Here is a 19695-nt window from a genome sequence, read left to right on the forward strand (position 1 = left end):
TGCCCAACATTTGAGCGATACAGCACGCCAGCACCATCGTATGAGTTTCCTATAGAAACATCATACCGAGGCTTTTCGGCGATGCTGCTCTCGTCCTTCCGCTCGCTCGGGCTCGTCCTGGCCGCCGCCCTCGTCACCGCCTCTGCCACCCTCGCGCAGGAGAAGCCGCTGCGCGTCGCCGAGATCTGGGAGATCCCGACGCTCGACCCGACGCAGGACGGCACCCTGATGAAGGAAAAGGCGATGGTCACCGAGACAATGGTGGCCGGCAATCCGGATTTCACCCTGGCGCCGGGCCTCGCCACCTCCTGGACTCGCGAGAGCGACACGGTCTGGGTCTTCAAGCTGCGGCCGGGCGTGACCTTCCATGACGGCTCGCCGCTGACGGCAGAGGCCGTGGTCGTTAGCCTCAAGGCCGCGCTGGAGCGAAGCGGCACGGTCAGGAGCTACATCAAGATCGCCGAATTGGCCGCGCGGGATTCGGTGACCGTCGTCATCACCACCTCCGAGCCCTTCCCGGCACTGCCCGCCGCTCTGGTCTACGCCAGCGCGGCCATCGTCTCGCCGGCCTCGCCCAAGATGCCTGACGGGACCATCGAGCGGCCGATCGGCACCGGCCCCTTCAAGGTTGCAGCCTGGCAGCCGGCGGCTCAGAGCTTCACCGTCGAGCGCTTCGAGGGCTATTGGGGCGAGAAGCCCTCCATACCGGCGGTCACCTTCCGCGGCATCCCCGACCCGACGACGCGGGCGTTGGAGATGCAGAAGGGCAGCGTCGATTTCACCTCCGAGGTGCCCTATGGCGATCTCGACACGCTCGCGGCCAAGGGCTTCACCGTCTCGCGCAACGTCACGGCGCGGAACTACGTGCTCAACTTCGGCAGCCTGAAGGACACGCCCTTCGCCGATGTCCGCGTGCGCAAGGCGCTGTCGCGGGCGATCGATCGCGAGGAGATCGCGCAATACGTGCTGTTCGGTATGGGCCGCGCCGGCATATCGGCCTTCCCGGACACCATGGCCTTCGCCGACAAGTCGATCACCGTGCCGAAGTCCGACCTTGCTGCTGCTAAGAAGCTGCTGGCCGAGGCCGGCTATGTCGCGGGCTCGGGCGGTGCCATGACAAAGGACGGCAAGCCGCTCGCCTTCACCCTCTTCACCTACCCGCAGCGCCCTGGTCTGGTGCCGATAGCCGGCGCGATCCAGAGCCAGCTGCGCAAGCTCGGCGTCGCGGTCGAGATCAAGGTCACGACGTTCTCGGCCATCGCCAAGGAGATGAAGCCGGGCGATGCCCGCCTCGCAGCGCTAGCCTCGGCAATGTATCCGCATCCCGACTTCTACCTGCGCCAGACCTACCACTCGAAGGGCGCCACCAACACCTGGGGCTATGCCAACCCCAAGGTTGACGAGGCGCTGGCGACTGCGGCCACCACCCGCGACGAAGGCGAGCGCAGCGCCGCCTACAACCTCGTCCAACGCATCGCCGCCGAGGAGGAGCCGTGCCTCACCATCGCGCATTACGGCGTCAACGTCGTGATGAAGCCGGGCGTCACCAACTACGCCTTCAACCCGATCGCGCATGACTACATGCTCGATCCTCGGATGAAGCTGGCGCCCTGACCAGTCGATGGTTGCCTATCTCATCAGGAGGGTTGCGCTCGCCGGCGCGACGGTGCTGGCCGCGACCTTCCTGACCTATGTCCTGCTGCGCCTCGTTCCCGGCGAGCCGGCGCAAATCATCCTGACGCGCATCTTCATTCAGGACCAGACGGCGGCCGTCTCCGGCGCCGATGTCGCGCGCATCGCCGAACGGTTCGGGCTCGATGCACCGATCCTCGTGCAGTATGGCCGCTGGCTGCTGGCGGCGTTGACCGGCGATCTCGGCAACTCGATCCGCACCGGCCGTCCGGTCCTCACCGAGCTCGGCTGGCGGCTTTCGGCGACGGCTCTTCTCGCCGCGCTCGCAACAATCACCAGCCTCACGCTGACACTGGCCCTGGTTGCGCTGAAGCGGCGCGCGCAGAGCCGGAAGACGGGGGCGGCCATCGAGGCCATCGCCATCGGCGCGATCGCGCTGCCGTCTTTCTACGTCGGCGTTCTGCTGATCATCCTCTTCGCCGTGCGGCTCGACTGGCTGCCGGTCTCAGGTTTCGAAAGCTGGGCGCATCTGGTGCTGCCGGTCGCGGTGCTGGCGCTCGGCCAGTTCGGCTTCAACGCGATCCTGCTCGATGGCGCGCTGGACGAGGCCTATGCCGCGCCGCATATCGACACTGCCCGCGCCAAGGGGCTGAGCGAGGCTGCGATCTTCACCATCCACGCCCTGCCGAATGCGCTCGTGCCGCTCGTGCCCTATCTCGCCTTGCAGTTCGCCTTCCTGATCGGTGGCGTGGTCGTGGTCGAGCGGCTGTTCTCGATCCCCGGGCTCGGTGCCTACCTCACCGATGCGCTCGACAGCCATGACGGCCCGGCCTTCCTCGGCGCGATCGCCGTGATCGCGCTGGCGGTCGCACTGGCGAACCTGATCGCCGATCTCATCGTCGCACGGATCGATCCCCGCATCAGGCTGGCGAGGGCTGGCTCGTGAGCCGCCTGCATCGCCCGCCTTGGGCGATCCTCGTGATCGCGCTGTTGCTCGCCGTGCCGGTCGCATACGGGCTGACGCTCGATCCGATCGACGCCTCCCTGCGCAACAGCCTGGAGGCGCCGAGCCTTGCCTTCCCACTCGGGACCGACCAGCTCGGCCGCGACGTGCTGGCGCGCATCGCCCATGGCTTCCTGCTCGACATCGGCCTGTCCTCGGCGATCGTAGCCATGTCCTTCGCCACGGGGCTTGCCGTCGGCGTTGTCGCCGCCGAGTTCGCCGGCCGTGTCGATCGCGCGCTGATCTTCGGCATGGACGTGCTGACCGCGCTGCCGCAGATCATCATCGCGTTGATCCTCGCGGTGTATCTCGGTGGCGGCGCCCTGCCGCTGATCCTGGCTCTAGGCCTGACCGGCTGGGTCAAGTACGCCCGCATCGCCCGCGCTGCCGCATTCTCGCTGCGCGAGCGCGAGTTCGTGACGGCGGCCCGCGTCGCTGGCGGTTCCTCGGCCTATGTGCTCAGCCGCCATGTCGTGCCGCAGATTCTGCCGATGCTTGCCGGCCTGATCGCGCTCCAGTTCGGCCACACGATTCTGAACATCGCCGCGCTCGGCTTTCTCGGCGTCGGCATCCAGCCTCCAGCGCCGGAATGGGGTGCGATGATCGCCGAAGCCCGGCCCTACTTCTCCCGCGCGCCCTGGCTCGCCATCGTGCCCGGCCTGTTCCTGTTCGCGCTGACGGCCCTGGCTCTCGCCATCGCCCGCTCGCTGTCACGCCGTCGCGACAACGCGCTCGCGGGCCTGCTCGCTTCGTAGTGCTCGCGGAGAAAGCCCTGGCCGTTGTGAACCGCCCAGCGTTCCTGCGATGCGTCTCCTCGCAGAAATGGAATGGTGTTTGGCCATCGATCCTTCGCGCTTTTGATCGCGGCGTACTTAGGCGCTGCGAGGAGCGAAGATCATGATGGCACTACCGACCAGGCATATGGCGACCCCGAGGATGTCCCAGCGATCGGGGCGCTGCCCCTCGACGGCCCAAAGCCACGCAACTGCGGCAAAGATGTAGACCCCACCGTACGCCGCGTAGGAGCGCCCCGCTGCATCAGTCTCCGCCAGCGTCAATAGGTAGGCGAACACCGCGAGGGCCAACAAGCCCGGTATCAGCCAAACCCAGGATTTATCGTGCCGAAGCCAAGCCCAGAAGGCGAAGCAGCCCGCGATCTCGGCCAAGGCTGCGGCGGCAAACGTAACGTAGGTTTTCATGGGCGGTTCGTGACGTGATCGAAGGCGGCTGGCGCTTGGAAATCGAACCAAAGCAATCCGATCATCGTTGCAGACGTTCGACCTCCACAACAAGTCAGCAGTCGGGCCGGTCTACCCAACAGGACATCAGCGTTGTCTACATATGACGCTTTATGAACGAGAAGCGCCAGATTCGGCCGTCGCGGGCGCCACGCGAATTGGATTGCCCGGGAGCAGACGTTCCAGGCGTCGGCTAGGGGCCACGTCCGGAGTCTGAGGCTTCCCCGCGACTACCGCCGTCATCCAGCTTTTGCTCGCGAGCGATGATCAGATTGGCACCAACCGGCTGGCATCTTTGAAGGGCGGGTGCCTCTGAAGACGGGGCCCGTACCTAGGCTCGCGCTCGTCTTCGGTGGGGCGTTGCAGTTACGCTCAACGCAGACTTTTGGGGTAGGATATAGCGGTCTTATAGGGAGAATGGCGCTGATATGGGGTGCACCACAGCGCGCGGGTGTGCTGCGCCTCACGGCTCCAGTTCGGAGTCCCAGTAGAGATAGTCGAGCCAGCTCTCGTGGAGGTAGTTCGGCGGGAAGAGCTTGCCGTTGCGGTGCAGGTCGTTGATCGTCGGCGCGTAGGCCTTCTGCATCGGAAACATGTCGACCGCGGCAGGCATCTTGTCGCCCTTGCGCAGATTGCAGGGCGAGCAGGCGGCGACCACGTTCTCCCAGGTGGTGAGCCCGCCCTTCGAGCGCGGGATGACATGGTCGAAGGTGAGCTCGTCGCGGGCGCCGCAATACTGGCAGGCGAAACGGTCGCGCAGGAAGACGTTGAAGCGGGTGAAGGCCGGGGTGCGCGAGGGTTTGATATAGGTCTTCAGCGAGACCACCGAGGGCAGCCGCATATCGAAGCTCGGGCTGCGGACGACCGTGTCGTATTCGGAGACGATGTTCACGCGGTCCATGAAGACCGCCTTGATCGCGTCCTGCCAGCTCCAGAGGGAGAGCGGATAATAGCTCAGCGGCCGAAAATCGGCATTCAGGACCAGAGCCGGACAGCCATCCGGCGAGGCCATCGGATGCATCACATGCGCCGTCAAACCCGCCGCACCTCCGCTTTCACATGCGAGACGAATCCCGCACGGACATCAATGTAAGCGCGGCACGACAGGAATGTGAAGGGGTGCGGCGATTGGGCCGCCACAGCCGTCGGGGTCGGGCTGGGCTCGACCCTCTGGTGCAGGATGCTGCGGGGAGACATGCCCGGGTCGCGCCCGAGCATGACGGCGGGCTCAGCGCGTCGGAACCGGCTTCTCGCCGCGATAATCGTAGAATCCGCGTTTGGTCTTGCGGCCGAGCCAGCCGGCCTCGACATATTTCACCAGGAGCGGGCAGGGGCGGTACTTCGAGTCTGCCAGGCCGTCATGAAGCACCTGCATGACCGAGAGGCAGGTGTCGAGGCCGATGAAGTCGGCGAGCTGCAGCGGGCCCATCGGATGGTTCGCGCCGAGCTTCATCGCGGTGTCGATCGCCTCGACCGAGCCGACGCCCTCATAAAGCGTGTAGACCGCCTCGTTGATCATCGGCAGCAGGATGCGGTTGACGATGAAGGCCGGGAAGTCCTCGGAGACCGAGACGGTCTTGTGCAGCTTGCCGACGAACTCCTTGGCGAGTTCGAAGGTCTGATCGTCGGTGGCGATGCCGCGGATCAGCTCGACGAGCTGCATCAGCGGCACGGGATTCATGAAATGGATGCCGATGAAGCGCTCGGGCCGGTCGGTCGCGGCCGCGAGGCGTGTGATCGAGATCGAGGAGGTGTTGGAGGCCAACATCGCCTCGGGCTTGATGTGCTGGCAGACGGCGGTGAAGATCTTGCGCTTGGTCTCCTCGTTCTCCGTCGCAGCCTCGATGACGAGGTCGCAGTCGGCGAGGCCCTCGAGGCCGGGGGCCGGCGCGATCTTGGCCATGGCGTCGCGGCGGATCTCGTCGCCGATCGCGCCCTTGGCGACCTGGCGCGCCATGTTGCCGTCGATCGTGGCGAGAGCCGCCTTGATGCGCTCCTCGGCGACGTCATGCAGCTTGACGTCGAAGCCGGCAACCGCGGCCACATGAGCAATGCCGTTGCCCATCTGGCCCGCGCCGATGATGCCGATCGTCCTGATCGCCTGAGCCGACATGGTGTCTTCCATCTCCGGTGTCGCCGCCGCTCTTGTCGGAGGCGGATGCGGGCTGCCGCAACGGGCAGCTTCTTCATATATCTATCGCAGGCGTAGCACAGTGCCAGAGTGGCCGCCGGGGGAAAGTCCCGCCCGCGCGGCCTAGCCGAACCTGTCCCTGCTCCCGACCCCGTCCCTTACTTGCCGAGCTTGGCGAGTTCGGCGTCGAGCTCGGGCAGCAGGGTGAAGAGATCGCCGACGAGGGCGTAGTCGGCGATCTGGAAGATCGGGGCCTCTTCGTCCTTGTTGATGGCGACGATGACCTTCGAATCCTTCATGCCGGCGAGATGCTGGATCGCGCCCGAGATGCCGACGGCGATGTAGAGATCCGGCGCCACGACCTTGCCGGTCTGGCCGACCTGCCAGTCGTTCGGCGCGTAGCCGGCGTCGACCGCGGCGCGCGAGGCGCCCATGGCCGCGCCGAGCCGGTCGGCGACCGGCTCGATGACCTTGGCGAAGGCCTCCGCGGAGCCGAGCGCGCGACCACCCGAGATGATGATCTTGGCCGAGGCCAGCTCGGGACGATCCGACTTGGCGACCTCCTCGCCCTTGAAGCTGGAGGAGCCGTCCTGCGGCGCAGCCGCGACGGCCTCGACCGGGGCAGTGGCGGAGCCGTCGGCCGAGGCGGCGAAGGAGGCGCCACGCACGGTGATGACCTTCTTGGCGTCGGACGACTGGACAGTCTGGATGGCGTTGCCGGCATAGATCGGCCGCTCGAAGGTGTCGGGCGAGACGACCTTGGTGATCTCCGAGACCTGCATCACGTCGAGCAGGGCGGCGACGCGGGGCGCGACATTCTTGCCCGCGGTGGTGCCGGCCGCGACGATGGCGTCATAGCCGCCTGCGAGGGAGACGATCAGCGCGGCCAGCGGCTCGGCGAGATGATGGCCGAGGGCCGCGTCGTCGGCCAGCAGCACCTTCTCGACACCGTCGAGCTTCGCGGCGGCGTCGGCCACGGCCTGTGCGCCCTGGCCGGCGACGAGGATATGGACCGGCGCACCGAGCGCCTTGGCGGCCGTCAGGGCCTTGCGGGTGGCCTCGTTGAGGCTCTTGTTGTCGTGCTCGGCGAGAAGCAGCGTCGTCATGATCTCAGAGAACTCCCGCTTCGGTCTTGAGCTTGGACACGAGTTCGGCGACGGAGCCGACCTTGATGCCGGCGGAACGGCCGGCGGGCTCGACGGTCTTGAGCACCGTCAGGCGCGGCGCGACATCGACGCCGAGCGCCTCGGCCGAGGTTTCGTCGAGCGGCTTCTTCTTGGCCTTCATGATGTTGGGCAGCGAAGCGTAGCGCGGCTCGTTCAGCCGCAGATCGGTGGTGACGATCGCCGGCAGCTTGAGCGAGACGGTCTGCAGGCCGCCATCGACCTCGCGGGTGACATCGACCGCATCAGCGCCGAGCTCGACCTTGGAGGCGAAGGTGCCCTGCGGCCAGCCCAGCAGCGCGGCCAGCATCTGGCCGGTCTGGTTGCAGTCGTCGTCGATCGCCTGCTTGCCGAGAATGACGAGGCCGGGGCTCTCCTGCTCGACGACCTTCTTGAGGAGCTTGGCGACCGACAGCGGCTCAACCGTGCCCTCGACCTTCACCAGGATGCCGCGGTCGGCGCCCATGGCGAGCCCGGTGCGGATCGTCTCGGCGGCCTGCGCCGGTCCGATCGAGACCACGACGACCTCGGTCGCCTTGCCGGCTTCCTTCAGCCGCAGCGCCTCTTCGACCGCGATCTCGTCGAAGGGGTTCATCGACATCTTGACGTTGGCGAGTTCGACGCCCGAGCCGTCCGCCTTCACCCGGATCTTCACGTTGTAGTCGACAACCCGCTTGACGGGCACAAGGATCTTCATCGTCGTCATCACCGTTCAGAAAAGAGGCTGGTCCCGCCGCATCCGGGGCGTCGCCGCATGCGGCGGCAGGATGGCGGCATCGCGGCTCTCGGCTCGAATGCGGTCGGACCGTAACGACGGCCGTTTGCGCTTGTCAACGCCGCGAATGGCCCATCCACGATGCCCAAACGCACCCCTCAACCCCGTGCCGGGCGGCCGAACAGGCGCGCCTGGCGATGAATGAAGACGGGCGTGAGCGCGACGCCGGTGGCCAGCCCGCCGAGATGGGCCCACCAGCCGACATGGCCGTCCGGGTCGAGCAGGGCCTGGACGAGCTGGAACAGCACCCAGGCAATGATGGCATAAAGCGCGGTGATCCGCAGCGGAATCCAGTTGAAGGCGAGCCCCCAGATGCGAACGCGGGGATAGAGCATCAGATAGGCCGCGATGACGCCGGAGATCGCGCCTGAAGCACCGATCAACGGCTGTTCGGAGGCGGGGTTGATCAGCGCATGGGCGAGCGAGCCGCCGAGGCCGCAGAGGCAGAAGAACAGCAGGAACCGTGCATGGCCCATCGCGTCCTCGACATTGTCGCCGAAGACGAACAGGAACAGCATGTTGCCGATGAGATGGGCGAAGCCGAGATGCAGGAAGACGTTGCTCAGCGGCGTCAGCCAAGCGGGCGCCTGCAGCAATTCGGGAGGGAGCTGGGCCGTTCCGAACAGCACGGAGGGTATCAGCCCGAAGCCGGCGGCGATCGCGATCTGGCCGGTCTCGCTCTCGCGCAGGGTCAGCAGCAGATAAAGCAGGACGCAGAGCGCGATCAGGACATGCGTGACATAGGGCGCGCGCATGTAGCGCAGCGGCACGCCGTCATGCAGGGGAATGAACACGCGGCCCGCTAGCGGTTCTGGCCGGGCACCCAGAGCACGTCGCCCTGGGCCCTGGCGTTGAGATGGCGCGAGGCGACGAAGAGGAAGTCCGAGAGCCGGTTGATGTAGTGCAGGGCCGGCGCCCCGACGATCTCCCCGGGCGTCTGGGCGAGTTCCGTCATCAGCCGCTCGGCGCGGCGGCTGACGGTGCGCGCGAGATGCAGATGGGTTGCCGCCGGTGTGCCGCCTGGCAGGACGAAGGAGCGCAGCGGCGCGAGATGTTCGTTCAGCCGATCGATATCGGCCTCGATGCGCTCGACCTGCGCCGGCACGATCCGCAGGGGCTCGTAGGCCGGGGGCGTCCCGGTGTCCGGCGTCGAGAGATCGGCACCGAGATCGAAAAGATCGTTGCTGATGCGGCCGAGCATCGCGTCCAGCTCGGCATCCTCGCTGGCGGCGTGAAGACGCGCGATGCCGATGCAGGCATTGGTCTCGTCGACCGTACCATAGGCCGCGACGCGCAGATCATATTTCGGCCGGCGCGGACCCGCGGCGAGCCCCGTGGTGCCGTCGTCGCCGGTGCGCGTGTAGATTCGGTTGAGCTTGACCATGAGCGCCTTATAGCGCGGCGCGGGCGGGACGGAAGCGGCCTTCGCGCGGGAGCGAGAGCGGCGAAACGCCCCGTGTCAGAAGCTGTAGCCGAGGCGGGCGCCGATATTGGCCGGCCCCTTGGGCTGGGTGCGGTCCGAGCAGCCGGCGGTGCTGAAATGCTCCAGCGTCGCGACCAGGCTCCAGCGGTCGTTCAGGCGCACGCCCAGCGCCGCCGCCTCGCGCGTGCCAGCGTTGCAGCCGAGATTGAGGCGGTTTTCGGGGACCACGGAGCCGGTCTTGCCGTCGTTGACGGCGGCACCCAGGCTGGCCTCGACGAAGACCGTCCGGCTCAGATCGACGGTCCAGGTCGCACCGGCATAGGCGTAACGCGTGCCGTTGAAATTCGCACTCGCGCCGAGATGAAAACGCGGGACGAAGGCGTTGGCGAAGCGATCCGAGAGGGTGAAGGGCCGCGGCGTCGCGATTTCGCCGCTGAAATTCGCCAGACCGCTCTCGCGGCTGCCGCCCGGATTGGCGACGGCGCCTCCGATACGCGCTTCCCAGGAGAGGGAGGGAGCAGATGTGGTGGCCGGTGCGTAGCTCGAAGTCCCGGCGGGGAGGGTCTGAGTCTGCGCCGCGAGAGGCGAGACTGCCAGACAACCGAGAGCGAGCAGCGACGCGACGCGAACCATGAGCGATCTGAACTTCTTGTCGGCGGAACCAGGTTTAACGATGCCCAAAGACTCGTGACCGGATTATGGCGCGATTGCGGCAAACGTCCTTCCGTTGCTGCCGCAACCACGAGAAAGCCGTTTTCGGTCAATGGTTTGCAAAATCTGGGGATGGGGGCTGGCTGATCGGGCGGTCAGCCGCTGCGCCACCACAGCACGAACAGGATGACGAGGATCGCGACGAATTGCAGCACGACGCGCAGACGCATCAGCGTCTGCGAGGTGTTGGCGCTGCCGCCCCGCAGCATGTTGGCGAGGCCAAGGACGAGGACCACGGCGACCGCACCGACGGCGACGGGGACGAGAGTACCGCTGAATGTCATGCCGACCCCTTAAGATGCTGCCGCCTGCTTGACCAGCGCCGGCCGGCGCCAGTGACGCTGCGCCGCAGGCGGCCTCAGCGATAGCGCCTCTGAACGATCAGATTGGCGGCCACCGTCAGCAGGATGGTCGCGGTCATCAGAATGAACGAGATCGCGCCGCCGAAGGGCCAGTTGTTCTGCTGGGCGAACTGACCATAGACCAGCGGCCCCATCATCTGGAACTTCGGGCCACCAAGCAGGACCGGCGTGGCATAGGCGTTCATCGCCAGGATGAAGGTCAGGATCGTGCCGGCGAGGATGCCGGGCAGCGCCAGCGGCCAGAGCACGCGGCGGAACATCGCCGCCGGGCCGGCGCCGAGGCTGAAGGCAGCCTCCTCGACATTGCGCGGGATGCCCTCGATCACGCTCTGCAGGGTCAGCACCATGAAGGGCAGGTTGACCGCGACGATGCCGATGAGGACGGCGTTCTCGGTGAACATGATCTCGAGCGGCTGGTCGATCAGGCCCAGCCCCATCAGCGAGGCGTTGAGCGCGCCCTTGCTGCCGAAGGCGGTCATCCAGCCGGCGGCGCGCACGGCGTTGCCGACGAAGAGCGGCAGGACGACGGCGATGATCAGCAGGTTCTTGAAGCGGCTCTGGGTCCGGGCCAGCACATAGGCGAGCGGAAAGCCCATCACGAGGCAGGCGACGGTGCAGACGACGGCGACGCGGACGGTGCGGGCCAGCACGGTAAGGTAATAGCTGTCGGTGAAGAACTTGACGTAGTTCTCGATCGTCAGCCCGTCGACCATGAACTGGCCGGGAATGAACTGGTTCAGCGAATAACGGAAGAGGATCGCGATCGGGCCGAGCAGCCCGATCGCGACGAAGAGCGTCGCCGGCACGACGAGCAGTCCGGCAAGGCCGGTGCGCGCGCCCGCGACGGGTTCCGGAGCGGTGGTGCTCATGGCGTGGCTCCGTCATGCTCGGGCTCGACCCGAGCATCCCCGGACGCGGACGCGGACCACCGCGCCTTCATCGTGATGAGCTTCTCGGGTCGGCGCGGAGCGCCGCCCGAGAATGACGTGCCAGCCCTGTTCATCACGCCTTGAAGACCTTGTCCCACCATTCCTTCATCGCCGAATCGTTCTTGGCGAGGAAGGCGTAGTCGAGGTCGCGCAGCTTCTTCTCCTCCTCGGGGGTGAAGCCGATGCGCTTCTGCAGGTCGGGCGCCACATTCAGCCCGGTGACGGTGCCGTTGTAGCCCATGTCGACCGCGAAGGCCTCCTGAGCGGCCTTCTCGAGCATCGCGTTCATATAGGCGTAGGCGTTGTCCTTGTTGGGCGCGTTCTTCTGGATGACGAAGCCCGAGACATAGATCGGGATGCCTTCGACGGGAGCGACGGCCTCGCAGGGGATGCCGGCGTTCTGCCACTGGACGACGCGCGCCTTCCAGATCGCGCTGATGCCGATCTCCTCGTTCTTCATCGCGGCGGCGAAGGCCTCGTTCGTCGGGTAGACGCGGGCGCCGGCCTTCTTGACCGCCATCAGCACCTCCTTCGCCTTGTCGAGGTCGTTCATGCTGGCGCCATTGGTGCCGGCGAGCGAGGCCGCGATCATGATCGACTGGTACTGGATGTCGATGAAGCCGATCTTGTTGCCGTGCTTGGGGTCGAGCCAGTCCTTGAAACCGGTCGGGGCTGCCGTAATGACCTTGGGATTGTAGATCACCACGTTGCCCGAATAGATGTGACCGACGCCATAGGGATACTTCATCGCGGGGATGAGATTCTTGGCGTTCGGGATCTTGGCGTAGTCGATCGTCTCGATGACGCCGGCCTCGTTCATCTCGAACATGTTGGCAGCGGACAGGCCCTGAATGTCGACCGTCCCGCGCGGGAGGCGGCGCTCGGCGACCATCTTGGCGCGACGGGGCGCGTCGCCAGCCTGATCCTGCACCACTTCCATGCCCTTGGACTTCAGGAAGGGGTCCTCGATGTTCTTGGTCAGCAGGCGGGCATAGTCGCCGCCCCAGGTTCCGACGACGACCCTGCCGGCAGCCTGGGCGAGGGCCGGCATGCCGAGCCCGGAGGCGAGAGCGACGGCGCCGGCGCCCTTGAGAAGATCGCGTCTGTCGAAAGTGGCCATGGTTTTACTCCCCTGTTGGACGCCCGTCGAAACCCGAGATCAGGCTTCGCGCGGATAAACGAGCCCGGCGTCTTCGGCCCAGCCTATGGTGATGGTCTCGCCCGGCTTCGGCTCGGCGGTGCCGGCCTTGTTCGGGATCTGCAGCAGCATCCGGTCATGACCGGACAGGCCGACGTCGATCTCGAGGATCGCGCCGAGATAGGAGGCGTGCTCGACGCGCGCCTCGAAATGGTTGTGAAGCCCCTGCGCCTCGCCGCCGACGGCGATGCGTTCGGGGCGCAGGGCAAGCGTCGCCGCGCCCGCGCCGGTCGCGGCCGCGCAGCCGATCGTGACGCCGCCTTTCGTCCGGAAGCGACCGGGTGCCACGATCTCGCCGTCGAGGAAGGCGCTGCGACCGATGAAACCGGCGACGAAGCGGTCGGCCGGCCGCTCATAGAGCTCGCGCTGGGTGCCGATCTGGCGGACCTCGCCCTTTTCCATGACGACCAGACGGTCGGCCATGGTCAGCGCCTCCTCCTGGTCGTGGGTGACCATGATCGTGGTCAGGCCGAGCTTGCGCTGCAGGTCTCGGATCTCGACCCGGACCTCCTGGCGCAGCTTGGCGTCGAGATTGGACAGCGGCTCGTCGAGGAGCAGCACGTCCGGCTCCATGGCGAGGGCGCGGGCGAGCGCGACGCGCTGCTGCTGGCCTCCGGAGAGTTGGCGCGGATAGCGCTCGTCGAAGCCGGCGAGCTGGACGAGGCGCAGTGCCTCGGCGACGCGCGGCGCCCGGTCGGCCGGCGGGATCTTGCGCATCTCCAGCCCGAAGGCGACGTTCTCCGCCACCGTCATATGCGGGAAGAGCGCATAGCTCTGGAAGACGAGGCCGCAATTGCGCTTCCAGGGCGGCAGCGCCGTGACCTCACGATCGCCGATCGCGATCCTGCCGGCGCTGGGAGCGATGAAGCCGGCGACCATGCGCAGCGTCGTCGTTTTGCCGCAGCCCGACGGGCCGAGCAGGACGAGGAACTCGCCATCGGCGATGTCGATATCGACATTGTTGACGACGGTCAGGTCGCCATAGGTCTTGCGGAGATTCTCGATCGAAAGCCGCGCCATGATCTCAGACCACCCGGCTCAGCTTGACGTAACGGTCGGTCACGATCATCGCGACGGCGATCAGGACGATCTGGATCAGGGATGCTGCGGCCACGGTCGGATCGATCTTCCATTCGAGATATTGCAGGATGGCGATGGGCAGGGTCGTCCGGCCGGGTCCGACCAGGAACAGGCTCATCTCCAGATTGCCGAACGAGGTGACGAAGCCGAAGAGCCCCGCCGCGACGATGCCGGGACGGATGCTGGGCAGCGTCACGCGCCGGAATGTGGTGAAGGGGCCGGCGCCGAGGTTCTGCGCCGCTTCCTCGATCGTGCGGTCGAAGCCGACCAAGCTGGCCGTGACGAGCCTGACCACCCAGGGAATGACGACGAGGGTATGAGCGGCGATAAGACCGCCAAGCGAGCCCATGACCGGCAGGCCGGTCGCGATTTCGGTCTCGATCTGGAAGACGTAGGTCGCCGTACCGAGCACGATGCCCGGCATGACCAGCGGCAGCAGCAGCAGCGTGTTGAAGGCGGGCCCCAGCACGATCCGATGGCGGACCAGTGCGAGGCTCGCGGGCACGCCCAGCAAAAGGCCGATCAGCGTGGCGGAGACGCCGACCTGAAGGCTGAGCAGGAAGCCGTTGATGAAGGGCTGGTTGTTGGCGGCGGCCGAAAACCACTTCAGCGAATAGCCTTCCGGCGGGAAGGAGGGGATCTCCTGCCGGAAGAAGGCGAGCCAGGTGACGAAGATCAGCGGCAACAGGATGTAGAGCAGAGACAGGCCCGCGGCCGCGTTGAGCGCGATGCGGCCCAGGCTCGGGCGGGTGGCGGCGCTCATGCGGCGTCTCCGGCGAGGCCGGGCTGAAGGCGATCATTCCGGCCGAAGCCGAGCCGGGCCGGCCCAGAACGACGGCGTGCTGTCCTGCGCATTCAATCTGCTTTCACTGGAGCGTGTTCTTGTGGAACGCGCCGCCTTTCATGATCACCGGCAGCCGGGCTCCCTGGTCCTGCAGAAGGGCCAGGTCTTCCAGCGGGTTGCCGTCGACCAGGATCATATCCGCATAAGCCCCAGCACGCAGCGTGCCAAGCTTGCCTTCCATACGCAGGAGCTGGGCTCCGACGGTGGTGGCTGAGCGGATGATCTCGATCGGCGAGAGAACCTCCCGCCGCAGCAGGAATTCGCGCGACTGGTCGACCTGGAGCTGGCCGAGCAGGTCAGAGCCATAGGCGACCGGCACGCCGGCGCGCTTGCAGATCTCTAGCGAGCGGAGGCCGCCGTCGATGACGAGATCGTTCTTGGCGAGCATGTCGCCATTCATGCCGAATTCTGCGGCACGCTCCTTCATCGCGTAATAGGCGACGAGATTGGCGGTGAGGAACATGCCCTTCTCGGCCATCAGCTTCGCCGCGGCATCGTCGATCAGGTTGCCGTGTTCGATGGCGCGTACGCCGCACTGGGCGGCGCGGGTGATCGCTTCGGGCGTGTAGGCATGAGCGCAGACATAGCGGCCGAAGGCGGCCGCTTCCTCGACGGCGGTGCGGACCTCATCGAGGCTGAACTGCAGCGAGTCGAGCGGATCGTAGGGGGAGGCGACGCCGCCCGACATCATGATCTTGATGTGGTCGGCGCCGAGCCGCATCTGCTCACGGACCGATTTGCGCACGGAGGACACGCCGTCCGAGACGTTCATCGTATAGGCCATGGCGTTGCAGCAGTTGCAGCGCGAGCCGAAGTCGGTGCGCCGACGCGGGTCGCTGTGGCCACCGGTGGGGCCGATCGCCTGGCCTGCGATGAAGAGGCGCGGTGCCGAGACATGCCCCTTTTCGACAGCCTCCTTGATGCCCCAATCGGCGCCGCCGGTGTCGCGTACCGTGGTGAAGCCGCGGTCGATCATGCCCTTCATCAGGCCGATGGCGCGCGCCGTCATCAGCGTCAGCGGCATGCTCTCCATCGAGCGGATGACGACTTCCGAGAGGAAGACGTGGACATGGCTGTCGATCAGCCCCGGCATCAACGTGCGCCCGCCGCAGTCGATGATCTCCGCCGAGTCCGACCGGATCGGGCTGTCGGAGAGCTCGCGGATCGTCTCACCCTCGACCAGCAGTTCGTAACCGGCGCGCACCTCGCCGAAATCCGGTTCAAGGAGCTGGAAGTTCCTGAACAGCAGCGGCGCCATGGCGCTTCTCCATGTTGGGCGCCCGATCGACGCGCACCCTTCAGCTGCTGATATATTGAGAACTTTATCGGGCTTGTCCATCGCTGCCGGTGTGGGACCGGGACGACCGGGCATGTCGCCAGCCCATGGGATGCCGGCTGTGCGTGTGCTTCAGCTCTTGGCGAGGCTGCTCTGCGCCGCCGGGCGATCGCGGACGGGCAGCGACAGGTCGTCCGCCAGCGCACGGCCGATCGTCGGCAGCCCGTCGAGCAGGTTGGGCACGAAAGCCTGGGAGGGCGGCATGCGCCGCGGCAGCGCGTGGAGCGCGGCGGCCATCCTCAGCGGGTCGCGAGGACCCTCGCCGCTCTCCTGCGGATCATGCAGCACGTCGATCAGCTTTAGCTGGTCGGCGCGCTCGGCCCGGATCGCCTGCTCGAGGCGGGGCTTCACTCGGGGGACGATAAGCGCCGGCTTGTCGAAGGACAGCACCTCGCAGAAGGTGTTGTAGCCGCCCATCGCGACAACGCAGTGGGCCCGGTTCATCAGCAGTTCGAGGCGCGGCTCGAAGCCGAGGCTCTCGAGCTTCGGAATGCGCGCGATGCGCTCGGCAAAGCCCTTGCGCCGCTCGCGCGACATGAATGGGCCAAAGACGATCAGGGAAGGCAGTTCGATCGTCGGATCGGCCTCATAGGCGGAGATCACCCAGTCAATGACGCCGGCGCCGTCACCGCCGCCGCCCGGCGTCACCAGGATGAAGGGACCCTTGGTGATCCGGGGAAAGCGCGTCGGCGGCATCGGGCTCGGAACGGCGCGCTTGAGATAGCCGGTGTAGCGGATCTTATGTTCGAAGAGATGCGGGTTCGGCAGACCGGCGAGTGGCTGGTAGATGCTCTCCAGCCCATAGACGAAGATGTCGTCATAGATCTGCCCGAGTGCGTCCAGAGCCCCGCTCTGGCGCCATTCCTCGTGCAGTTTGACCGGCTCGTCGAGCACGTCGCGCAGGCCGAGCACGATCCGGGCACCGCGGCGGCGCAGGATGTCGAGCGCCGGCACGAGTTCGCCTCGCAGGCCGATCGGCTCCTTGTCGACAATGACGACATCGGGATCGAAGGACAGGACGACCTGCTTGATGATGTCGGTCCGCAGCCGGATCGTGTCGTTCAGGTCGAGATTGAGATGGTGCGGGCCATAGCGCCCATCGGTCTGCTTCTCGACGCCGGGAATGCGCACATAGTCGACGCCATCACCGAACTGGAAGCTCGAGATCACCGACGAGCCCGAGACTATGATCACTGATATATGAGGGTAGCTCGCGACCAGCGAGTTCGCGATCGCGCGGCAACGCCGGATATGGCCCAGTCCGAAGGTGTCGTGGCTGTAGATCAGGACGCGCGGCGCGTGGGACGAGCGCTGTACCCGATCGGTACCCGGAAGGTCGACGACGTTGAAAGGCATATCCGCGTCGCCCCCCGCAGATAGGTCAGACGACCTCATGCCGAGGACGAACGCACCTGAGAATACGCCCCGCCGTTATAGCGCGAGGTTGGAACCTGTCCAAGTCCGGCGCACCCGACCGACCGCTCGAATCTGCATCAGGGGCAGACATAACCCTGCCCGTCCGGCAGGCAGCGGTTGCCATTGGGCAGGACGAGGGCGCCGCGCGCGTCGCGAAGCACGCGCTCGCCGTTCGGCAGCAGGAAGCCGCCGGTGGCGTCCATCGGCGCCCGCGTGCCGTCCGGGAGGATAACCTCGCTGCCGACGACCGTGATCCGCTTCGTCGGGGTGATCTGTGGCATCCCGGCGGGTTGGGGCTGCGGCTGCAACCTTTGCGGAGTGCTGCAGGCAGCGAGGGCAAGGGTGCCGAGCAGGGCGGCGGCGGCGATCGGCTTTTTCATGGGCGCTCAACGTTCTGGCACGGGATTGGTTCCCGGATTCTAGCGGCTGGGTGCCGCTTGGGAAATGCGGTCGTTGACCATCTGTCGCGGATCGCCGGGGATGACGGCCGGGTGGGCGAGCGAAGCGGCCAGAAAGGCGTCGAGAAATCCCCACGCCATCTCGTCATGGTCGCGATGGTGCAGCAACAGGCCGAAGGCGGTGTCACCGTCCCCTTCGGCCCGGAGTGACCCCAGCAGGCGACAGCATTCGGCAAGGAGATCGTCGGTCCGGCGGCCGGTCCGGCTCGTCCAGTCGATGATGTCGAGCGCCGTGTTGATGAGACGGGGGCCGCCCTCGGGCCTGAGCCGATAGCCGCGGAAGCAGGAGAGAGCGTGGAAGCCGAGAGCCGGCAGCCGGGCCGCGTGAGCCGGATCGATCCGGTTCCAGGGCGGCACGAAGACCGGAAGCGGCGCGGTTTCCAGCACGTCGGCGAGGTGCCGCGAGGCGGTCGCGATCTCGGCGTCGAGTTCCATCGCGTCGCGAGAGGGGCCGAACTCCGACTTCTTGGCCGGCGGCTCGGCATGGTTTCGATGCCAGGTGCCGTGCTGGCAGGGCCGCAGCAACGGCATCTGCCGAAGTGCCCGGCCGAGCGAAGGTTCAGCCAGCATGGGAATGACGGCGAGCAGGACAGGGAGGCCGTGCCGCTCGGGCAGCGTCGCCAGACGGTCGAGGGCAGGGCTGGCCGCGATGGCGTCGTCGTCGCGCAGCCAGAGCCGGATCTGCCGACCGGCCGCGCTCCAGCAGTCGAGTTCCGACCGAAGATCGCCCCAATGATCCTGGCGGGGGGGCGTCACGGCATCGGCTCCATGGCGGGCTGAGCGCGGCGCGCGGCATGGTTCGCGATCGCGACGGCGAGCCCCCGCGCGAGGATGTCGGCGGCTCGGGCCGGGTTGCGCTCGTCCAGAGCGAAGCGGCGGGCGGCGACGCCCATTTGCGCGCGTCGTCGCGGATCGTCGAGCAGGTCGCCCAGCGCCGAAGCGAGCCCCGCTTCGTCGTCCTCGGGCAGCAGCAGTGCGGTTTCGCCTCGCCTGACGGTGGCGGAGACGCCGCCGCTGTCGAAAGCGACGATCGGCAGGCCGACGGCCTGCGCCTCCAGGTAGACCAGTCCATAAGCCTCGCGCACGCCCGGCCAGACGAAAAGGTCATGCTCCGCCAGGGTGGCGACGACACGGTCATGGGTGATGGACCCACGCCAGGCGATGCGTCCTTCGGGGAAACCGGCGAAAGCCTCCTCGACCTCGACCCGCCTGCGTCCGTCGCCGATTACGGTCAGGGTCCAGGGTCGGTCCACCAGATGCGAGAGCACCCGCGCCAAGACGCGGTAGCTGTTTTCCTTGGTGCCCTCGCGCATCATCGCGACGGTGACGAGGCGAGGCACCGTGGCGGTCTCCTCGTTGCGGCAGGGCGGAGGGCCCGCGAAAGCGATGAAGGGCGGCAACTCCATCAGCGCCGTATGGTCCGAGCGCCAGCGCTCCAGCCCCTGTCGGTCGCGATCCGTGAACCATAGATGCAGGTCCGCCGCTGCCAGTCCCTGGCGGACGAGGCGGGTATGAGCCGACCAGTCGCCGGTGGCGCGACGCTCCGCATCGCTGGCTTCGGCCACGACATAGGGGATGCCGAGCCTCTGCGAGATGGCGGGGCCCAGCAGGTCGGGCGCCTTGTAGTAGTTGTGATAGGTGAACCAGAGCTCGGGCGCTGCCCCGTCTCCGCGCCACTGCGCGAGCAGGGCTTCGATGCGCTCCGCCGCGGCGGCCTGATGGGCCGCGAGCCGCTCGGGCTCGGCTGTGGGCATGAAATCGCGCGCGCCGATGCCGGGCATGACGTTGTGCCCAAGACTTTCCAGCGCCGCCACGAGCTGTCTCGCCATGCGGCGGTCGCCCGATATGCGGCCGTCATCATAGGTGTTGAGCGGGGTGTGAAAGGCGATGCGCACCGGGTCTTCGCGTCGGACGAGCTTGTGACGGGTTCAACGATAGGGGTCGGCCGCGTCGCGCAGGCCGTCGCCGAGGAAGTTGAAGGCGAGGATGATCAGGA

21 protein-coding genes are annotated in these 19695 nt (G+C 66.8%); 3 read left to right on the forward strand and 18 right to left on the reverse strand.

From position 1 onward, the window contains the following. Positions 1-81 precede the first annotated feature (81 nt). The 3 genes from AX750_RS24660 to AX750_RS24670 are packed head-to-tail and all read left to right on the forward strand — an operon-like array spanning position 82 to position 3390. Complete coding sequence (locus tag AX750_RS24660; protein WP_066720259.1) at positions 82-1614, forward strand: ABC transporter substrate-binding protein; 1533 nt, start codon at positions 82-84, stop codon at positions 1612-1614. A gap of 7 nt (positions 1615-1621) precedes the next feature. Further along, complete coding sequence (locus AX750_RS24665; protein WP_066720257.1) at positions 1622-2578, forward strand: ABC transporter permease; 957 nt, start codon at positions 1622-1624, stop codon at positions 2576-2578. Then, on the forward strand, positions 2575-3390 hold the full coding sequence (locus tag AX750_RS24670) for an ABC transporter permease (RefSeq protein ID WP_066720254.1): 816 nt from the start codon (positions 2575-2577) through the stop codon (positions 3388-3390). The genes AX750_RS24665 and AX750_RS24670 overlap by 4 nt, the downstream gene beginning before the upstream one ends. Before the next feature lie 117 nt (positions 3391-3507). Here AX750_RS24670 and AX750_RS24675 read toward each other — a convergent pair whose 3' ends face one another. The 18 genes from AX750_RS24675 to AX750_RS24765 all read right to left on the reverse strand — a co-directional run bounded on the left by AX750_RS24675 (position 3508) and on the right by AX750_RS24765 (position 19528). After that, positions 3508-3834, reverse strand: coding sequence for a YnfA family protein (locus AX750_RS24675; RefSeq protein ID WP_066720251.1), 327 nt, complete (start codon positions 3832-3834; stop codon positions 3508-3510). 502 nt (positions 3835-4336) lie between these two features. Continuing rightward, positions 4337-4894, reverse strand: a complete 558-nt coding sequence (locus AX750_RS24680) for an HNH endonuclease (protein ID WP_066720294.1) — start codon at positions 4892-4894, stop codon at positions 4337-4339. 207 nt (positions 4895-5101) lie between these two features. Beyond that, positions 5102-5998, reverse strand: coding sequence for a 3-hydroxybutyryl-CoA dehydrogenase (locus tag AX750_RS24690; RefSeq protein ID WP_082733278.1), 897 nt, complete (start codon positions 5996-5998; stop codon positions 5102-5104). A 164-nt stretch (positions 5999-6162) separates the two neighbouring features. Then, positions 6163-7110, reverse strand: coding sequence for an FAD-binding protein (locus AX750_RS24695; protein WP_066720243.1), 948 nt, complete (start codon positions 7108-7110; stop codon positions 6163-6165). 4 nt (positions 7111-7114) lie between these two features. Further along, positions 7115-7864 carry an electron transfer flavoprotein subunit beta/FixA family protein gene (locus AX750_RS24700; protein WP_066720290.1) on the reverse strand — a complete coding sequence of 250 codons (750 nt, stop codon included), beginning with the start codon at positions 7862-7864 and terminating at the stop codon, positions 7115-7117. A gap of 176 nt (positions 7865-8040) precedes the next feature. Next, complete coding sequence (locus AX750_RS24705; protein ID WP_066720234.1) at positions 8041-8736, reverse strand: rhomboid family intramembrane serine protease; 696 nt, start codon at positions 8734-8736, stop codon at positions 8041-8043. 8 nt (positions 8737-8744) lie between these two features. Then, entirely contained in the window at positions 8745-9326 is a 582-nt protein-coding gene (locus AX750_RS24710) for a cob(I)yrinic acid a,c-diamide adenosyltransferase (protein ID WP_066720232.1), read from the reverse strand. Between the two features lie 75 nt (positions 9327-9401). Beyond that, entirely contained in the window at positions 9402-9998 is a 597-nt protein-coding gene (locus AX750_RS24715; protein WP_066720230.1) for an acyloxyacyl hydrolase, read from the reverse strand. Between the two features lie 173 nt (positions 9999-10171). Continuing rightward, a complete protein-coding gene (locus tag AX750_RS24720; RefSeq protein ID WP_066720227.1) occupies positions 10172-10360 on the reverse strand; it encodes a twin transmembrane helix small protein in 189 nt (62 codons plus the stop codon). A gap of 74 nt (positions 10361-10434) precedes the next feature. Beyond that, a complete protein-coding gene (locus tag AX750_RS24725) occupies positions 10435-11307 on the reverse strand; it encodes an ABC transporter permease (protein WP_066720225.1) in 873 nt (290 codons plus the stop codon). Between the two features lie 133 nt (positions 11308-11440). After that, positions 11441-12487: a substrate-binding domain-containing protein gene (locus AX750_RS24730; protein WP_066720222.1), complete on the reverse strand. Its 1047-nt coding sequence runs from the start codon at positions 12485-12487 to the stop codon at positions 11441-11443. A gap of 39 nt (positions 12488-12526) precedes the next feature. Next, positions 12527-13585, reverse strand: coding sequence for an ABC transporter ATP-binding protein (locus tag AX750_RS24735; RefSeq protein WP_066720218.1), 1059 nt, complete (start codon positions 13583-13585; stop codon positions 12527-12529). 4 nt (positions 13586-13589) lie between these two features. After that, positions 13590-14408 carry an ABC transporter permease gene (locus AX750_RS24740; RefSeq protein ID WP_066720215.1) on the reverse strand — a complete coding sequence of 273 codons (819 nt, stop codon included), beginning with the start codon at positions 14406-14408 and terminating at the stop codon, positions 13590-13592. Positions 14409-14511: 103 nt separating this feature from the next. Then, entirely contained in the window at positions 14512-15747 is a 1236-nt protein-coding gene (locus AX750_RS24745; RefSeq protein ID WP_066720212.1) for an amidohydrolase family protein, read from the reverse strand. A 150-nt stretch (positions 15748-15897) separates the two neighbouring features. Beyond that, positions 15898-17181, reverse strand: coding sequence for a glycosyltransferase (locus AX750_RS24750; protein ID WP_067255160.1), 1284 nt, complete (start codon positions 17179-17181; stop codon positions 15898-15900). A 137-nt stretch (positions 17182-17318) separates the two neighbouring features. Then, positions 17319-17621, reverse strand: coding sequence for a hypothetical protein (locus AX750_RS24755; protein ID WP_067255164.1), 303 nt, complete (start codon positions 17619-17621; stop codon positions 17319-17321). Between the two features lie 39 nt (positions 17622-17660). After that, on the reverse strand, positions 17661-18455 hold the full coding sequence (locus AX750_RS24760; RefSeq protein ID WP_066717419.1) for a hypothetical protein: 795 nt from the start codon (positions 18453-18455) through the stop codon (positions 17661-17663). Continuing rightward, positions 18452-19528: a glycosyltransferase family 4 protein gene (locus AX750_RS24765; protein WP_082734903.1), complete on the reverse strand. Its 1077-nt coding sequence runs from the start codon at positions 19526-19528 to the stop codon at positions 18452-18454. Before AX750_RS24765 ends, AX750_RS24760 begins: the two co-directional genes overlap by 4 nt. Positions 19529-19695 lie beyond the last annotated feature (167 nt).

The sequence above is a fragment of the Methylobacterium sp. CCH7-A2 genome, assembly GCF_001557075.1.
Classification (GTDB): Bacteria; Pseudomonadota; Alphaproteobacteria; order Rhizobiales; family Beijerinckiaceae; genus Allobosea; species Allobosea massiliensis.